Source organism: Streptococcus mitis SK597 (assembly GCF_000148545.1).
Lineage (GTDB): Bacteria > Bacillota > Bacilli > Lactobacillales > Streptococcaceae > Streptococcus > Streptococcus mitis_C.
Genome location: NZ_AEDV01000024.1, coordinates 1 through 16,349, shown reverse-complemented (window position 1 = coordinate 16,349; position 16,349 = coordinate 1). Strand labels below are relative to the sequence as shown.

Annotated in this window: 14 protein-coding genes, 1 tRNA gene, 1 other RNA gene and 6 pseudogenes; 3 read left to right on the top strand and 19 right to left on the bottom strand. The window is 39.0% G+C overall.

Annotation, left to right across the window (positions count from 1 at the left end; all coding sequences use genetic code 11):
* Together SMSK597_RS05675 and SMSK597_RS05670 are read left to right on the top strand one after the other, a co-directional pair.
* A pseudogene (locus SMSK597_RS05675) lies at positions 1–286 on the top strand (Rpn family recombination-promoting nuclease/putative transposase); the annotation flags it as partial.
* Positions 279–704: pseudogene (locus tag SMSK597_RS05670) on the top strand (Rpn family recombination-promoting nuclease/putative transposase); the annotation flags it as partial. The pseudogenes SMSK597_RS05675 and SMSK597_RS05670, both read left to right, overlap by 8 nt.
* Before the next feature lie 284 nt (positions 705–988).
* On the opposite strand, the gene tnpB reads toward SMSK597_RS05670, so the two are convergent.
* From tnpB to comW, 18 genes and pseudogenes are all read right to left on the bottom strand, one after another.
* On the bottom strand, positions 989–1,129 hold the full coding sequence (gene tnpB / locus SMSK597_RS13760; RefSeq protein ID WP_240156700.1) for an IS66 family insertion sequence element accessory protein TnpB: 141 nt from the start codon (positions 1,127–1,129) through the stop codon (positions 989–991).
* A 268-nt stretch (positions 1,130–1,397) separates the two neighbouring features.
* Positions 1,398–2,402: a type II TA system antitoxin MqsA family protein gene (locus SMSK597_RS05660; protein ID WP_000759656.1), complete on the bottom strand. Its 1,005-nt coding sequence runs from the start codon at positions 2,400–2,402 to the stop codon at positions 1,398–1,400.
* A 17-nt stretch (positions 2,403–2,419) separates the two neighbouring features.
* Positions 2,420–2,764: a type II toxin-antitoxin system MqsR family toxin gene (locus SMSK597_RS0102180; RefSeq protein WP_000999583.1), complete on the bottom strand. Its 345-nt coding sequence runs from the start codon at positions 2,762–2,764 to the stop codon at positions 2,420–2,422.
* A 456-nt stretch (positions 2,765–3,220) separates the two neighbouring features.
* Positions 3,221–3,580: pseudogene (locus SMSK597_RS13255) on the bottom strand (Ig-like domain-containing protein); the annotation flags it as partial.
* A gap of 1,366 nt (positions 3,581–4,946) precedes the next feature.
* Positions 4,947–5,357: pseudogene (locus tag SMSK597_RS12735) on the bottom strand (Rpn family recombination-promoting nuclease/putative transposase); the annotation flags it as partial.
* Positions 5,358–5,368: 11 nt separating this feature from the next.
* On the bottom strand, positions 5,369–6,316 hold the full coding sequence (locus tag SMSK597_RS05650) for an Rpn family recombination-promoting nuclease/putative transposase (RefSeq protein WP_000603326.1): 948 nt from the start codon (positions 6,314–6,316) through the stop codon (positions 5,369–5,371).
* Between the two features lie 204 nt (positions 6,317–6,520).
* A pseudogene (locus tag SMSK597_RS05645) lies at positions 6,521–6,919 on the bottom strand (Rpn family recombination-promoting nuclease/putative transposase); the annotation flags it as partial.
* 11 nt (positions 6,920–6,930) lie between these two features.
* A complete protein-coding gene (locus tag SMSK597_RS05640; protein WP_000175247.1) occupies positions 6,931–7,866 on the bottom strand; it encodes an Rpn family recombination-promoting nuclease/putative transposase in 936 nt (311 codons plus the stop codon).
* 118 nt (positions 7,867–7,984) lie between these two features.
* Positions 7,985–8,953, bottom strand: a complete 969-nt coding sequence (locus SMSK597_RS05635; protein WP_000010166.1) for a ribose-phosphate diphosphokinase — start codon at positions 8,951–8,953, stop codon at positions 7,985–7,987.
* Between the two features lie 144 nt (positions 8,954–9,097).
* Positions 9,098–9,913, bottom strand: a complete 816-nt coding sequence (locus SMSK597_RS05630) for a PrsW family intramembrane metalloprotease (RefSeq protein WP_000742249.1) — start codon at positions 9,911–9,913, stop codon at positions 9,098–9,100.
* Between the two features lie 24 nt (positions 9,914–9,937).
* Positions 9,938–10,435: a beta-class carbonic anhydrase gene (locus tag SMSK597_RS05625; protein ID WP_004237611.1), complete on the bottom strand. Its 498-nt coding sequence runs from the start codon at positions 10,433–10,435 to the stop codon at positions 9,938–9,940.
* Positions 10,436–10,507: 72 nt separating this feature from the next.
* Positions 10,508–11,869, bottom strand: a complete 1,362-nt coding sequence (gene radA / locus SMSK597_RS05620; RefSeq protein WP_080551615.1) for a DNA repair protein RadA — start codon at positions 11,867–11,869, stop codon at positions 10,508–10,510.
* A gap of 13 nt (positions 11,870–11,882) precedes the next feature.
* Positions 11,883–12,440: a histidine phosphatase family protein gene (locus tag SMSK597_RS05615; RefSeq protein ID WP_000863559.1), complete on the bottom strand. Its 558-nt coding sequence runs from the start codon at positions 12,438–12,440 to the stop codon at positions 11,883–11,885.
* On the bottom strand, positions 12,400–12,843 hold the full coding sequence (locus SMSK597_RS05610) for a dUTP diphosphatase (protein ID WP_000702002.1): 444 nt from the start codon (positions 12,841–12,843) through the stop codon (positions 12,400–12,402). The genes SMSK597_RS05615 and SMSK597_RS05610 overlap by 41 nt, the downstream gene beginning before the upstream one ends.
* 56 nt (positions 12,844–12,899) lie before the next feature.
* Positions 12,900–12,997, bottom strand: an RNA gene (ffs, locus tag SMSK597_RS12730) — signal recognition particle sRNA small type.
* Between the two features lie 32 nt (positions 12,998–13,029).
* On the bottom strand, positions 13,030–13,497 hold the full coding sequence (tadA, locus tag SMSK597_RS05605; RefSeq protein ID WP_001110112.1) for a tRNA adenosine(34) deaminase TadA: 468 nt from the start codon (positions 13,495–13,497) through the stop codon (positions 13,030–13,032).
* A 199-nt stretch (positions 13,498–13,696) separates the two neighbouring features.
* Positions 13,697–14,983, bottom strand: a complete 1,287-nt coding sequence (locus tag SMSK597_RS05600) for an adenylosuccinate synthase (protein ID WP_004237599.1) — start codon at positions 14,981–14,983, stop codon at positions 13,697–13,699.
* A 230-nt stretch (positions 14,984–15,213) separates the two neighbouring features.
* Positions 15,214–15,450, bottom strand: coding sequence for a sigma(X)-activator ComW (gene comW, locus SMSK597_RS05595; RefSeq protein WP_000940045.1), 237 nt, complete (start codon positions 15,448–15,450; stop codon positions 15,214–15,216).
* Positions 15,451–15,886: 436 nt separating this feature from the next.
* Here comW and SMSK597_RS13540 point away from each other — a divergent pair.
* A pseudogene (locus SMSK597_RS13540) lies at positions 15,887–16,194 on the top strand (transposase family protein); the annotation flags it as partial.
* Positions 16,195–16,270: 76 nt separating this feature from the next.
* Here the strand turns inward: SMSK597_RS13540 and SMSK597_RS0102165 are convergent.
* Positions 16,271–16,344: transfer RNA gene (locus SMSK597_RS0102165), tRNA-Asn, on the bottom strand.
* Positions 16,345–16,349 lie beyond the last annotated feature (5 nt).

Below are 16,349 nucleotides of genomic sequence, written 5' to 3'. Positions count from 1 at the left end.
CCAACTACGTATGCGTGAAGAACAAGCCTTGTTAGCGCAGGACTATGCCTTGGAAACAGCTAGGGCGGAAGGTATTGAAAAAGGTCTAGAGCGTGGTCGTGCTGAAGGGATTGAACAAGGACTTGAACGAGGACGATCTGAGGGGCTTGAACAGGGTTTAGAACGTGGAAAACTTTTTGCCTTCTTAGACATGGTTCGTAAACATGTTTTAACTTCCGAATTTGCGAGTGAACAATTGAATATGACCGTAGCTGAGTTTGAGGCGCTATTGAAAAATTATCACTAATAACGGTCAAGAAAACCATCTGGTCAAGATGGCATTCTTGGAATTAAAAAAATACAAAGAAACCAGCAAAGACGAGGTTCGTAAACCATGGTTGGAGTTTTTTGGGAATAAGCCCTTTACCCAAGAACCCGAGCGAGCCATCAGCCAAGCAGATCAACTGCTGGACTACAAGAGCTGGTCCGAGGAGGACAGGAAGATGTTTAGCCAACTACGTATGCGAGAAGAACAAGCTTTGTTAGCACAGGACTATGCCTTGGAAACAGCTAGGGCGGAAGGTATTGAAAAAGGTTTAGAGCGTGGGAAAGTTGAGGGAGGTTTTGCTATGTTAGCAAATCTTGTTCGTCAAGGTCTTCTGACTTCGGAGGTTGCCAGCCAGCAGTTAGGTATGACTGTCTCTGAGTTTGAGGAGCTCTTGTAAAACAATACAATCACTAATAACATAAAAGCGAACAGGACTGAAATATTATCCTGTTCACTTTTTATTTTCTGCTATTCAACAAAGCCCTTACGCGATTATATGTCACAAAAAAAATAGGACACCGTCTTACCGCTGCCCCATCAAAAATTTAAAATTTTTATTTGATGAATCTATTGTATCAAGTATAATCTTTATTTTTTGTAAGCATTTCATAAGCCAGTTTTCTTATTCTGATGTTAGATTTTTGGAATCTTTTCTGCACTTGTCCACGTCAGATTACCATTCTAAAATCGTTTGTATAACAAGCAGAATCCTTGACCATCCCAGCAAAGTACTTTAAAACGGTCCTCACATCTTCCACAAAAGAGAAAGACTTGATTTGAGAAAGGATATAATTCAAAGTGGGTTTTAACCAGATAAAACATTAAATCAACGCCTTATCTCATATCGGTTTTCCCACAAATAAGATAGACTTGATCTACATCACTTAGTTAAATAGTCATTACATAGTATTTTTACTCTGATAACTATTTTTTATCCAGAATAGTAGAAGTTTGGAGATTATGATAGATACCTTGTTATGATACGCTTATTCATTATCTGAAAAAAGTCGCATAAAACTGCCTCGTCTGTCTTGATAGGTGAATTCTATCATATTTTGTAAAAGGGAGAGGTTATTAGAGGTATCCATTACTAATTTAATTCAATATCTGCAGCGTATGAATAGTCAATTATTTCTCCTTGAGAAGTTGAAGAATAACCTTTTTCCTTATGAGAGTAGTTAGAAATTTCAACAGAACCAAAACCAATAAACTTGTTATAAACACGTTCAAGAACAGCAATTTCTTCATTTGTTAAAATTCCATTAAAGTCATCTTCGTCTGGTAATACTTTATGTCGCTCATATTTGCCATCAAATTCCACTTCTACGTGAGCAATTTTATCTTCTTCTAATTTCCCAAGTAATACATTAAATTTTTCCGGAACCGGACCATATGGTAAATGTACATATTTCAAACCTGAAATCGAAACACTATTCTCTTTATAGAAAATCATATCTGAATAGTTTAATAATTTCATTAATTTTGTCTTTAGCAAGTCTGTTCCTTTACTTGCAAAAAATAAAACCATAGCTGCAAATTTTTCGTAATCAAAACTTTTAAAACCATTATCAATTGATGGGGTGCTGGAAATATACAAATCAATTAACTTGCAAGAATCTTCTTTTTCATTTTCACTAATTAGTTTGTTTACTAATACTGATAATTTAGATAAATGTTTTTCATCTAGAGAATTTTCATTCTCCGAAAGATAAAATTTCATATTCTCGGGGGTTCTTAGAAATAGCAATAAACTATTATGTGCCTTGTCTTGAATTGAACCATTCTCGTATCTATGAATAGTCTTATCCCCCCAATTAAGAAGTTTTGCAAAACCTCTTTGACTTAAACCATATAATTCTCTAATTTGTTTTATTTCTGTAGGAAGAAGTAATTTGTGTTTTTTTCTGTACTCATTATATGCATTTGTTAATGTAGCATCATCTAGTTCTTCACAATAAAATTCTGCGCTACAATCAGCACACACAAGCACTTGAGCTTGGACCTCAATATTCTCTCCAAGAACTTCATATGTTTCTTTCTTTGAAATTACTTTTGTTTCAACTTCTTTTCCGCATTCTTCACAATATTTTTTCATTAAAGTTACCTCCTATCCTAAATAAAATCATCTTCATGAAATCCAAGGCATTTAAGCATATCTTGCCCATTTACTTGCACAATTTTTAGTTTAACATAAAATTGAACTCCGTCAACACTTTTCTTAAACTCCCAAATATCACCTGGTTTACTTGGATCAAAATCTTGTTTAGGACCTTTGTAGTAATCACTAACCACAAGGGATAATATTTCAGACTTTGCATCCATAACTGAAAGACCATGAGCTGCTAAAGCTTGTATATTCTTTTTCCTCGATACAAAGTCATAATTACCTGTAGATGTCAGATTCTTTGCATTAGTAAGAAAATTCCTGATATCTTCTATGCTAGCTTGATCATTCACTTAGTTCCCCCATTAAGTTAATCCCAATTTATTCATACTTGACATAAACACCAATCAGAATCCTTAGTTTAACATCGATTCTGAATACTTTTTATATTATGTATGAATAATTGGATCCTAGCTACATATTACTCCTTTTTATCATTTTTGTCAACAAAAGACGGTCATATGACCTCATTTTTGATTAAAACGTGAAAATATCACCCATCTGTAATATCAGCATGGGTACTAAAATCATATATTGGTTTTTAAAGTTTATTAGCTATAAACACTTTAAGAAGCGTATTTTCATCATTTTTAACATCAAAAAAGAAAGGACGAAATGTGTCCTTTCTCGAGCTTAGCTTTTCTTCAACCCACTACAGTTGACAAAGAGCCGACAAAACTCAACCCACTACCATTGTTAAAACCAAAAAACAGGAGATTTCTCTCCTGTTATGATTCAATTATTTTAAATTAAACCCACTCACCGTTGTGGTTTACTTTATATCCATCTGGAGTAGTTGTGTTAACTGCAAGAGCTCCTGATGCGTATGAGTAGTACCAGTTACCACCAACTTGATACCAACCAGTTGCCATTGCACCTGATGATTTCAAGTAGTACCAAGTTCCGTTATCTTTAACCCAACCAGTTGCCATTGCACCTGATGATTTCAAGTAGTACCAAGTTCCGTTATCTTTAACCCAACCTGTTTGCATAACACCTTCAGCATTTAGGTAGTACCAAGTTCCTTGATCATTAACCCAACCTGTTGCTTTTGTACCTTTTGAGTCTACTACATAAGTCCAGTTACCTTTAGTATCTTTATTCCAACCGAATTTAACTACAGCTGCTGGAGTTGGTGTATCTGCTTTAATAACATCTTCCAATACGAATACTACATTTTGTTTTTTGTATTCAGCTTTAGCTTTTTCTTCTGCTTCTTTATAATTAGCTTTCGCAGTTTTTAGCGCAGTATCTGTATTGAACAACTTAGTAGTAGCGTCTCCAACTGCTGTGTATTTAGCATTCTTAACTTCTACTAGCTTAGCAAAAGTTTGACCTTCTTCCAATAGACCTGTACCGTCAGAAATTGCTTTTTCCAAAGCTTTAATAGCTTTTGTAAGTTTTTCAGAGTCTTCTTTTTCTGCTTTTACAGTAGCCTCTAGCTCTTTAACTTCTTTTTCTAAAGTAGAAACTTTTTCATTAGCGTCAGAATAAGTTTGTTGAGCTTTTGCCAATACTGACTCAACTTTTAATTTTTTAGCTTCGTATTCCTTTGTAGCTTCTGCATCACCACCAAGTGGTTTTTGATCATATAGATCATTAACGGCTTTCTGAACTTTTTCCAAGACTCCCTTAGCATTATCTAATGCTAAATATGCTCCTGTACGTGTTCCTTCTTTTTCACCTAATTCAGCTTTTTTAGTTGCCAATTCTGCTGAATCTTTAGCTTTCTTAGCATCTACTTTTGCTTGTAATTCTGTAAAAATTGCTTTTTGTCCTTCTGCATCACCTCTTTTTAGTTCAGCATCACGAAGAGCTTTAACGGCATCAGAATAAGCTTGTTGAGCTTCTGTAAGTTTTTCCTCTGCTGCCTTTTGAGCTTTTGTTGAAGCTTGTAGAGTTGAATTAGCTGCACGCAATGCATTTACAACAGGTTGAAGAGCTCTAACCTTAGCTACTGCATCATCAACTTTAACTTCCCCACTGACCTTAACTCCAAGAGCATCCTTAATTAAAGTTGCATATGAATCATCAGCTGAAACAGCTTGTACAGCACCAAATGCTGCAAGAGCGACTGCGCTTGTCAATAAAACTTTTTTCATCGTTTTATCTCCTTTGTTTTTCATTATATTATTTTTCGTAAGACTATCTTACTACCATACAGTATATAAATATTTGCAGGATTTGTCAAGAGTTTTCTTATGTTTTTTAAACTTTTTTCCTATTTCTTCGAAAAAAAGAGAAAGAAACTAACTCGCGAAAAAATTCCCCCTGAAATACTCTAGCCTCCAAGTTGACATTTCGCAACTACTCATCCCTCAGATGATATCTTTTATATCTAAACTATATAGATAGTTAGACAGAACTTACTTCCTTGGTATTATCTTACAAACCCTTGTAAAAGTCAAGTAAAAACGGCAAGTATTTGGATAACACTTGCCATTTCATCAACTTTCTACTATATAAAGATTGAACTCATAATAAAGCCTCAAATTCTGCGACAGTCATTCCCAATTGCTGGCTGGCTATCTCGGAAGTCAGGAGATGTTGGCGAACGAGATTTAGTAGTATAGACAAACTTCCTTCAACTTTTCCACGCTCCAGTCCCTGTTCAAGACCACGCTTTAAACCTTTTTCTTCAGCTTGCTCCAAGGCATAGTCCTGTGCCAACAAGGCTTGTTCTTCTCGCATACGTAGTTGACTAAACATCTTCCTGTCCTCCTCGGACCAGCTCTTGTAGTCCAGCAGTTGGTCTGCTTGGCTGATGGCTCGCTCAGGTTCTTGAGTAAAGGGCTTGTTCCTGAAAAACTCCAACCACGGCTTGCGAACCTCGTCTTTGCTGGTTTCTCTATATTTTTTTAATTCCAAGAATGCCATCTTGACTATTAGTGCTAGTCTTACAACAACGCTTCAAACTCAGAGACGGTCATACCTAATTGCTCACTCGCAAATTCAGAGGTTAAAACATGTTGGCGAACCATGTCTAAGAAGGCAAAAAGTTTCCCTTCTTCCCTTCCTTCAACTTTCCCACGCTCCAGTCCCTGTTCAATACCTTCTGCACGACCACGTTCAAGACCACGTTCTAAGCCCTTTTCCTCCGCTTGTTCCAAGGCATAGTCATGAGCCAATAATGCTTGTTCTTCGCGCATACGTAGTTGACTAAACATTTTCCTGTCCTCCTCGGACCAGCTCTTGTAGTCCAGCAGTTGATCTGCTTGGCTGATGGCTCGCTCTGGTTCTTGGGTAAAGGGCTTGTTGCCGAAAAACTCCAACCACGGCTTGCGAACACTATCCTTGCTGGTTTCTCTGTACTTTCTTAATTCCAAGAATGCCATCTTAACCAGATGGTTTTCCTGTCCATTGTTTGTAATTGTTAAAACCTCACCTGTCGTATCCTCGCGCATACTAAAGCTGTGAAAAGCCAAGTCATCTGAAAAGTAATTGCTGTCCACGATTGCGATAGCGTATACTGGTGCGATGTGTTTATAGCTCTGATGAGTATCACCTTCTCGTTGACGGATTTTTTCAAGATTTTGATTGACCTGACTACACAGGTAAGCCCACAGGCGATTGATGAAAAAATTCTGATGATGGACTTGAATTTCAATGATTACTTGGGTTCCATTATCTAGTTCAGCTAAAACATCTATACTGGTGTAGAAATCCTGGGCCGAGTACGGCATGGGAGGCAAGACGTGAATGTTACTTCCCTCCAAAATGATCACATTTTTGGCTGGTAAATCCAGCATATCGCGAATAAATTGACAAGTGATTTCTGGGTTACTAAAAATCTTCTTAGCAACCAAGTCGTTGGTTGGGCTAATGCCCGGATGTCTTAGAATCATCCTTTTCCTCCTTTTATTATACCACAGTTTTAAATCTAGGTTTGCTAGATTTACTGCTACTATCTATTTATTCGGAAAAGAAAGGGAAAAGTCCAAACTTTACTAACAAAAAAGATAGCCAATCTCTTTTACATCAAGAAATTTAGCTATCCTGTTTAGTTGTTTTCAGATCGCATAACGTTTACAGATTTCTCGCTTATGTCTTTACAACAACGCCTCAAACTCAGCGACAGTCATGCCCAGCTGCTCACTCGCAACCTCAGAAGGCAAAAGACCTTGGCGAACCATATCTAGAAAAGCAAAAACTCTTCCTTCAACTTTACCACGTTCAAGACCACGCTCTAAGCCCTTTTCCTCAGCTTGTTCCAAGGCATAGTCATGCGCTAGCAAGGCTTGTTCTTCGCGTCTGCGTTGTTCACTAAACATCTCCCTATCCTCCTCGGACCAGCTCTTGTAGTCCAGCAGTTGGTCTGCTTGTCTGATAGCTCGCTCTGGTTCTTGAGTAAAGGGCTTATTACCGAAAAACTCCAACCACGGCTTGCGAATCTCGTCTTTGCTGGTTTCTCTATATTTTTTTAATTCCAAGAACGCCATCTTGACTATTAGTGCTAGTCTTACAACAACGCCTCAAACTCAGAGACGGTCATACCCAACTGTTGACTGGCAACTTCAGGTGTTAGAAGACCTTGGCGGACCATATCTAGGAAAGCAAAGACTCTTCCTTCAACTTTTCCACGCTCCAGTCCCTGTTCAATGCCCTCTGCTCGTCCTTGTTCAATACCACGCTCTAATCCTTTTTCTTCAGCTTTCTCCAAGGCATAATCCTGTGCCAACAAAGCTTGTTCTTCGCGCATACGTAGTTGACTAAACATCTTCCTGTCCTCCTCGGACCAGCTCTTGTAGTCCAGCAGTTGGTCTGCCTGGCTGATGGCTCGCTCGGGTTGTTGAGTAAAGGGTTTATTCCCGAAAAACTCCAACCACGGCTTGCGAACCTCGTCTTTGCTGGTTTCTCTATATTTTTTTAATTCCAAGAATGCCATCTTGACCAGATGGTTTTCTTGACCATTGTTTGTGATGGTTAAAACCTCACCTGTCGTGTCCTCTCGCATACTAAAGCTATGGAAAGCCAAATCATCCTGAAAGTAATTACTATCCACAATAGCTATTGCGTAAACAGGTGCGATGTGTTTATAGCTCTGGTGAGTATTGCCTTCTTGTTGGCGAATTTTTTCGAGATTTTGATTGACCTGACTGCACAGGTAAGCCCACAGGCGATTGATGAAAAAATTCTGATGATGAACTTGGATTTCGATAATAACCTGCGTTCCATTATCTAACTCCGCCAAGACATCAATACTGGTATAGAAATCCTGGGCCGAGTACGGCATGGAAGGCAAGACATGAATATTGCTTCCCTCCAAAATGGTCACATTTTTTGCTGGCAAATCCAGCATATCGCGGATAAATTGACAAGTGATTTCTGGATTGCTAAAGATTTTCTTAGCAACCAAATCATTAGTCGGGCTGATTCCCGGATGACGTAATGTCATATTCTTTCTCCTTTCATTATAGCACATTTTTAAATCTAGTTTTACTAGATTCACTGACTCTATCTATTTATTCGCAAAATAGACGAAAAAAACCTGAGAATTATCTCAGGCTTGGTCATTAAATCTTTTTCTCAATACTGAAAAGTGGAGAAAGTGGGCGTTTTTCATGAATACGCACGATAGCATCTCCCAAAAGATGAGCGATTGAAATCTGCTCAATCTTATCAATCAAACGCTCTTCTGGCAGATAGATGGTATCCAAAACAACCAATTTCTTGATAGCTGAGTTTTGGATATTGTCCATAGCAGGACCAGAAAGAACTGGGTGCGTACAGCTTGCATAGACTTCAACAGCACCAGCTTCTGCAAGAGCATCTGCCGCATGACAAATCGTTCCAGCAGTATCAATCATATCATCAATCAAGATACAAGTCTTGCCTTCGACCTTACCGATGATGTTCATGACTTCACTAGTATTCATCTTATCAACGCTACGACGTTTATCAATAATAGCGATAGATGTTTTCAAAAATTCTGCCAACTTACGGGCACGAGTCACCCCTCCATGGTCTGGGCTGACAACCACATAGTCAGAACCAACCATGCCACGACGCTCAAAATAATCCGCAATCAGAGGAGCCCCCATCAAATGATCCACAGGAATATCAAAGAATCCTTGAATCTGCGCAGCATGCAAGTCGATAGTCAATAAACGATCCACTCCAGCTACTTCAAGCATATTTGCGACCAGTTTTGAAGTGATTGGCTCACGCGCTCTCGCCTTTCTATCCTGACGTGCATACCCATAGTAAGGCATGACAACATTGACAGATTCTGCACTCGCACGCTTCAAAGCATCCACCATAATCAAAATTTCAAGCAGATTGTCATTTACAGGCGAGCTAGTTGATTGTAGGATAAAGACGTGTTTCCCACGGATTGATTCTTCGATGTTGACCTGAATCTCTCCATCTGAAAATTGGCGGACACTTGATTTCCCCAACTCTATCCCAATCTCCTGCGCCACACGTTCTGCCAATTCTTGATTAGAAGAAAGGGCAAACAGCTTTAAATCAGAAAAAGACATGATTTCCTCCGGTATATATGTATCACTTGTGCTTTTCACAAGATTTTCCATCTACCATTGTAGCGCTTTTTACACTATTTTTCAATCAAAAATAAAAGAAGGACACCATATTTGTACCCTTGCATCATTCTTTTGAAAAATATTCTAGTTCATTATCTCATCGTGCTTCTCAACAAAGCGATAAGCCTGATAAAAACCATAGAGTGTAATAGCTGTAACCACTGGAATCGCTAAAGGCAACTCTGTCTCCAACTCCACAAAAGGAGAGTTAAACAAGAAATGAGTTCCCAAGGCTAAACCTAGGAAAATAAGCCCCTGTTTCTTGCCAACCTTTTGTCCTTTATAGGCTCTGTAAAGCAAGTAAACACCTACTACAGCCAGACCTGAAAAAGTCCAGTGAGAGGCAATTCCTGAGATGATACGCTCTAAAATTCTCGAAATGGTAAAGTCAAATCCCTCCGGTAAATCCGTACGAATATAGCCAATATCCTCAATCATTTGGAATCCCAAACCAGAAGCAATCCCTAGTAAAAACAAAGATTTTAATTTTCGCACAGGAATCAAAGCTAAAACAAAGACAAGTGGCAACAATTTCAAGGGTTCTTCTACCAAAGGAGCCACAATCGCACTTTCAAAGGCATTTAAAAATGCACTATCTGGGAAAAGCACACCCAGTAAATCATGGATATAGGTATTAGCAAAGCTAGATAACCAGCCTGAAAGGAACATCCCACCCAATAAAGACAAGATCAAGACCTTCTTTGGCAATTCCCATTTTTTCCCAATACGGAAAAGGAAATAAAGAGCCGGAATCATGTAAAAGAGAGCTAGAAAGATAGAAACTCCCATGAGTCCATATTCCGCAGCTGACATCGAACCGTCCGTATAGTAAATGGTTTCATACTGCAAACCAATACATAGCAATAAAATAAAAATAAATAAAATACTGTTTTTCTTCATACACTTTCTTTCTAAATGAATTTTTTATAATTCTACGACTGTCATACTTCCTGTATCCACATCGTAAATAGCACCAGAGATAATGACATCGTCTGGTATTAGGGGAGACTCGATAAGCAATTGCATATCCTCTCGCACACTCTCTTCTATATCTTGGAAAGGCAAGAAGTCCTGGTCTGACACATCGACACCTAGTTCCTCTTTCAGATACTCCTGAAAAGGACCATTTTCAAAGGTCTGAGCACCACAGTCTGTATGGTGCAGCACCACAATCTCTCTTGTCCCCATTTGTTGTTGGGAAATAACTAGCGAACGAATCATGTCCTCAGTCACTCGACCACCTGCATTCCGCAAGATATGAGCATCCCCAAGTGCCAAACCTAGAGCTTGCGCAACGTGCAGACGAGAGTCCATACAGGTCACAATAGCCACTCTTGTTTTGGGTTTAAGTGGCAGATTTAACTGCCCATGTAGGGCAACATAAGCCTGATTGGCTTGCATAAACTGTTCAAAATACGACACGATTCCCTCCTTGAAAATTTGATAGTCAAATATTTCTCCTATCTTATCATTTTTAAGAGGATTTGTCACAGATTAAGCAAAGACCTTTTTCAAAACTTCCTGAATCGTTGTCACCCCAATAACCTGAATTTCCTTAGGCGGAGTAATTCCTGTCAAGGAATTCTTAGGTACATAAATCTTAGTAAAGCCCAGTTTAGCAGCTTCATTGATACGTTGCTCGATACGATTCACACGCCGAATCTCTCCTGTCAAGCCCAATTCTCCTACAAAACATTCCTGAGGATTAGTTGGCTTGTCTTTGTAGCTCGAAGCAATAGCAACTGCAACGGCCAAGTCAATGGCAGGTTCATCCAATTTGACACCGCCAGCAGATTTGAGATAAGCATCCTGATTTTGCAAGAGAAGACCTGCCCGTTTTTCCAAAACAGCCATAATCAAGCTAGCACGATTAAAATCAAGACCTGTGGTCGTACGCTTGGCATTTCCAAACATGGTCGGTGTTACCAAAGCCTGAACCTCCGCCAAAATCGGACGCGTCCCTTCCATGGTCACAACGATTGACGAGCCAGTCGCCCCATCCAAACGCTCTTCTAAAAAAACTTGACTCGGATTGAGGACCTCAACCAAACCGCCCGACTGCATCTCAAAAATCCCAATCTCATTAGTGGAGCCAAAACGGTTTTTAACCGCTCTCAAAATACGAAAAGTATGGTGACGCTCCCCTTCAAAGTAAAGCACCGTATCCACCATATGCTCCAACATACGAGGCCCAGCTAAGGTTCCTTCCTTGGTCACATGACCTACGATAAAGATGGCAATGTTATTAGTTTTGGCCAGCTGCATAAGTTCAGCTGTCACCTCACGCACCTGAGAAACAGATCCCTGCACCCCTGAAATTTCAGGAGACATAATGGTCTGAATGGAGTCAATAATGAGGAAGTCTGGTTGGATGCGCTCCACCTCAGCTCGAACACTCTGCATATTGGTCTCTGCATAGAGATAAAACTCGCTATCAATATCTCCCAAACGCTCTGCTCGTAGCTTAATCTGCTGGGCAGACTCCTCCCCACTGACATAGAGAACTGTCCCCACTTGAGATAACTGGGTTGAGACTTGTAGAAGAAGGGTTGATTTCCCAATCCCAGGATCCCCACCGATTAGGACGAGACTTCCCGGTACCACTCCGCCTCCAAGTACACGGTTGAATTCCTCCATCTCCGTCTTGGTTCGATTGACATTGATGGAAGTCACCTCAGCCAGTTTCATGGGCTTGGTTTTCTCACCTGTCAAGGACACACGCGCATTCTTGACCTCGGCAACCTCAACCTCTTCTACAAAAGAAGACCAAGACCCACAGTTGGGACAACGTCCCAGATATTTAGGGGAATTATACCCACAATTTTGACATACAAATGCCGCTTTTTTCTTTGCGATGATAAACCTCTTTCTATATCTCTAACTCACACTCAATTACTTGGCAAAAATCAATCTTCTCATTTGGTACAAACTGGCGCATGAGCATGTTGTGAGTTACCACTATCACGGTCTGGTAATCTCGATACTTAGCCATGCATTCTAGAAAACGAGACTTCATCTCCGTAATTGTCTCATATTGAATAGGACTATTAGGAAGTAACCCCCCATTATTTTCTAGAAACATAGTACGAGCTTTTTCAAAATTATCTGTGCCACTTTCATAGACCTGCCATTCATGCAATAATGGCTCCACTCTCAAAGGAAGTCCCGTAGCACAGGCCACATAAGAAGCCGTTTCTAAAGCTCTTGTAACTGCAGAAGATATGATTATTTCAGCTGAAGAGAGTAAAGGATTTTTGCTCAGTTCCTGAGCTTGCTGCCGTCCCTTCTCAGACAAGGGCGCCAAATCTATCCCAAATCCCGTATAAGAACGCTCCTCTAACTCACGATAATCTGGCTCCCCGTGACGTACAAAGATAATCTTCATTCTAGTGCCCAGTCGATCCAAATCCACCAGTTCGAACGCCATCAGCCGCATCTCCATCTGCGATTAAGAAAGGCGCAAAGACAGCCTGGACCACACGTTCCCCAACTTCAAGAACAACCTCTTGGTCTGTGATATTCTTCATCTGAGCAAAAATATGCCCTTCATTCCCAGGATTTCCATAATAATCTCCATCAATGACACCCACAGAGTTAATCAAGACCAAGCCCTTCTTACGAGGATTTGAAGAGCGATCATAAAGGTAAAGAACCTCAGTCGGCTGCATATAAGCCTTAACCCCTGTCGGAACCAAGACAATCTCTCCTGGCGCAATAACTGTGCGCACAGCAACCTTTAAATCGTAACCAGCCGCATGCGCTGTCTCACGCTTGGGCAATAAATTTTCATCTGTAAAAGTAGAAACCAATTCAAAACCACGAATTTTCATCATCTTCTCTTTTCTATTATCATTTATTCTAGATTATTCTATCTTATTTATTCGGAAAAAGCACGAAAAAAAGAGCACACAATTCAAATCGCTTAGGGCTGCTGGATTCCTCCCCTGACCCGCTTCACGCAGAACTGTTGCTCCACTATTTATTATATCACATTCCTATTCATTTTAAAAGCAAAATTATTTTTTCCGTCTATTTCTAAAAAAGTCCTGCATAATAGCTGCGCATTCATCTTCCAAAATTCCCGTTTCAACCTCCACACGATGATTAAGACGCTCATCTGTCAAGATATCGTACAAACTCCCAGCAGCGCCAAATTTCTGGTTTTTAGCCCCATAGACCACGTTTGGAATACGGGCAAGTCCAATTGCCCCACTACACATGACACAAGGCTCAATGGTCACAAAAAGCGTGCAATCCAACAAGCGCCAGCTCTCCTCACTCAGATTCGCATTCTCTATAGCCATAATCTCCGCATGCATAACCGCTCGTTGCAACTCCTCACGCGCATTATGCCCACGGCCAATGATTTCTCCGTCCTTGACAATAACACAACCAATTGGAATTTCATCGTGTTCAAGAGCAATCTCAGCCTCTCTCAAAGCTTCCCTCATAAAGACTTCTTTTTCTTCAACTGTATAATTCATCAATTTCCCTTTTACTACTTATCGATTTTATTATTATATCATGAATCTCAAGACAAAAAAAGCCACCGAATGCGGTGACTCTATAGGGAGATTATTATGAAAAAGAAAAGTTTAGGATATTTGTTACAACAAGTTAGGAGGTCTTCTTGTAACTGTCTATAGTATACCCGACCTATCTTAAACAAATCTTAAAAATCTCTTAGGACCAAACACTTTCTAAAATATTTGTTTGTTCACGACCAGGACCCACTGAGAAAGTAGAAATACGAACACCAACCAATTCACTCACACGACGAACATAGTTACGCGCATTCTCAGGAAGATCTTCCAAATTACGAACTCCGGTAATATCTTCTGACCAACCTGGCAATTCTTCATAGATAGGCTTGCAACGTTTCAATTGCTCAAGACTAGCTGGATAGTAGTCAATACGTTGACCATCAAGATCATAGGCCACACAGATTTTCACAGTATCTAAACCACTTAAAACATCGATAGAGTTCAATGAAAGATTAGTAATACCAGAAACGCGACGGCTATGACGCATCACAACTGAATCAAACCATCCCACACGACGTGGACGACCAGTTGTTGTACCATATTCATGACCGACTTCACGGATACGTTCTCCCACTTCATCAAACAACTCAGTTGGGAAAGGACCGTCTCCTACACGACTCGTATAGGCTTTACATACACCAACAACCTTGTCAATCTTACTTGGACCAACACCAGAACCAATCGTAACACCACCAGCCACAGGATTTGATGACGTAACAAATGGATAAGTACCTTGGTCGATATCTAGCATAACACCTTGTGCACCTTCAAAAAGCACACGTTTACCGTTATCAAGTGCATCATTCAAAATGACAGATGTGTCTGTCACATATTTCTTGATTTGTTGACCATATTCGTAATATTCTTCAAAAATATCATCGAAATCAATCGCCTTACTGTCATACAATTTTTCAAAAAGACGATTTTTTTCAGCAAGGTTACGTTCTAAACGCTCACGGAAAATATCTTTATCCAAAAGATCAGCGATACGAATCCCAACACGAGCAGCCTTGTCCATATAAGCTGGACCAATTCCCTTGATTGTAGTACCAATCTTATTGTCGCCCTTAGCTTCTTCTTGCAAACGATCCAACTCGATATGATAAGGCAAAATGACATGCGCGCGATCAGAAATACGCAAGTTATCAGTTGTAACACCTTCCTCATGAAGATAGCTCAACTCTTTTACAAGAGATTTAGGATTTACAACCATACCATTCCCAATAACAGAGATTTTTTCAGGGAAGAAAATCCCAGATGGAATCAAGTGCAATTTAAACTTCTTACCATCAATCACAATCGTGTGACCAGCATTATCACCACCTTGGTAACGTGCAATCACTTCTGCATTCGCTGAAAGGAAGTCTGTAATCTTCCCTTTACCTTCATCACCCCACTGGGTACCTACAACAACAACTGAAGTCATAATCTTGTCTGAGCCCTCAGGCTCTTCCTTTCTCACATACATGGCAGGAATCTCACCTGCAATTATATCTTACAATTTATTATAAGAAAAAATCGCCTTTTTATCAAGAAGAAACAATAGAAAAATTTGCTATTTCCAACTATTAAAAAATGTTTTAGAAAAATTACCAGCTATTTATTGTTATATTGCCATAAAAAAGTAAGTTTGTTCGGAAATTAACTCAGACTATCTCAACAAGAAATAAAACCTTGTTTCATTATCATCTTTTCAAGATACAAACGATAAGCAACACGATAATGGTAAACGATAAAATCCCTACGACACCCAATGCCATATCTAACTAAATAATAAATCAAAAATTTAAAATGAAAATGTTCCCAGTCCCAACTATTACCAAAGAAAGTAGCATACTCTTCTTCGATACTGTCATAGAAATCAGTCATCTGATCATAAATATTTTGTAGCATAAGCATACACTCCTTTACTTTTTATGATCTTATTTTAACAAAAAATTTTAATTAATCATTAATAATTCCTGAATTGTTAAAATACCAACCTCAACAAGAGAAAAAATAGGAAAAATTGACAGAATAGAAATAAATATCTTACATCAAAAACAAACTATTAAATCCCTAAAAATAAAAAATTTCCTATAAATGATTTACAGAAATTATCCTTATTACAAATCATCCTGTACGGTTACCATTGCATTGAATCTTTCACAGTTTAAGCTATAAAGTGATTGAATAGAAATGAAGCACTTAATAATCATTAAAAAGAAAAATAACTATAATATTTATAGTGGTTAAATCCTCTATGGATATTATGGAACCTATTTTATGTTAGAAAAAAATTCCATAAGATTTATAATGAAAAGGCACCAAACAATCATTAGAAAGAATCATATGGAACAATTACACTTTATCACAAATACACTTTATCACAAAATTACTAGAGCTTACAGACCCTAAATTATGAATACCATCAATAGGGCTACACATAAGGAAATTATCTCTAAACTGGACTATGAGGCTCCATCTTGCCCTGATTGTAGAAGTCAAATGAAGAAATATGACTTTCAAAAAACGTCTAAGATCCCTTACCTCGAAACGACTGGTATGCCTACTAGAATTCTTCTTAGAAAGCGCCGTTTTAACTGCTATCAGTGCTCGAAAATGATGGTGTCTGAAACTTATATCGTCAAGAAAAATATCCCGCTTCATTAGGTGCGAGATAGATTATTAATTATATAACAAAAAAGAGGGCAGAACCTCCTTTAATTAACTACTCCGCCAGTAGGACTCGAACCTACGACATCATGATTAACAGTCATGCGCTACTACCAACTGAGCTATGGCGGAATAAA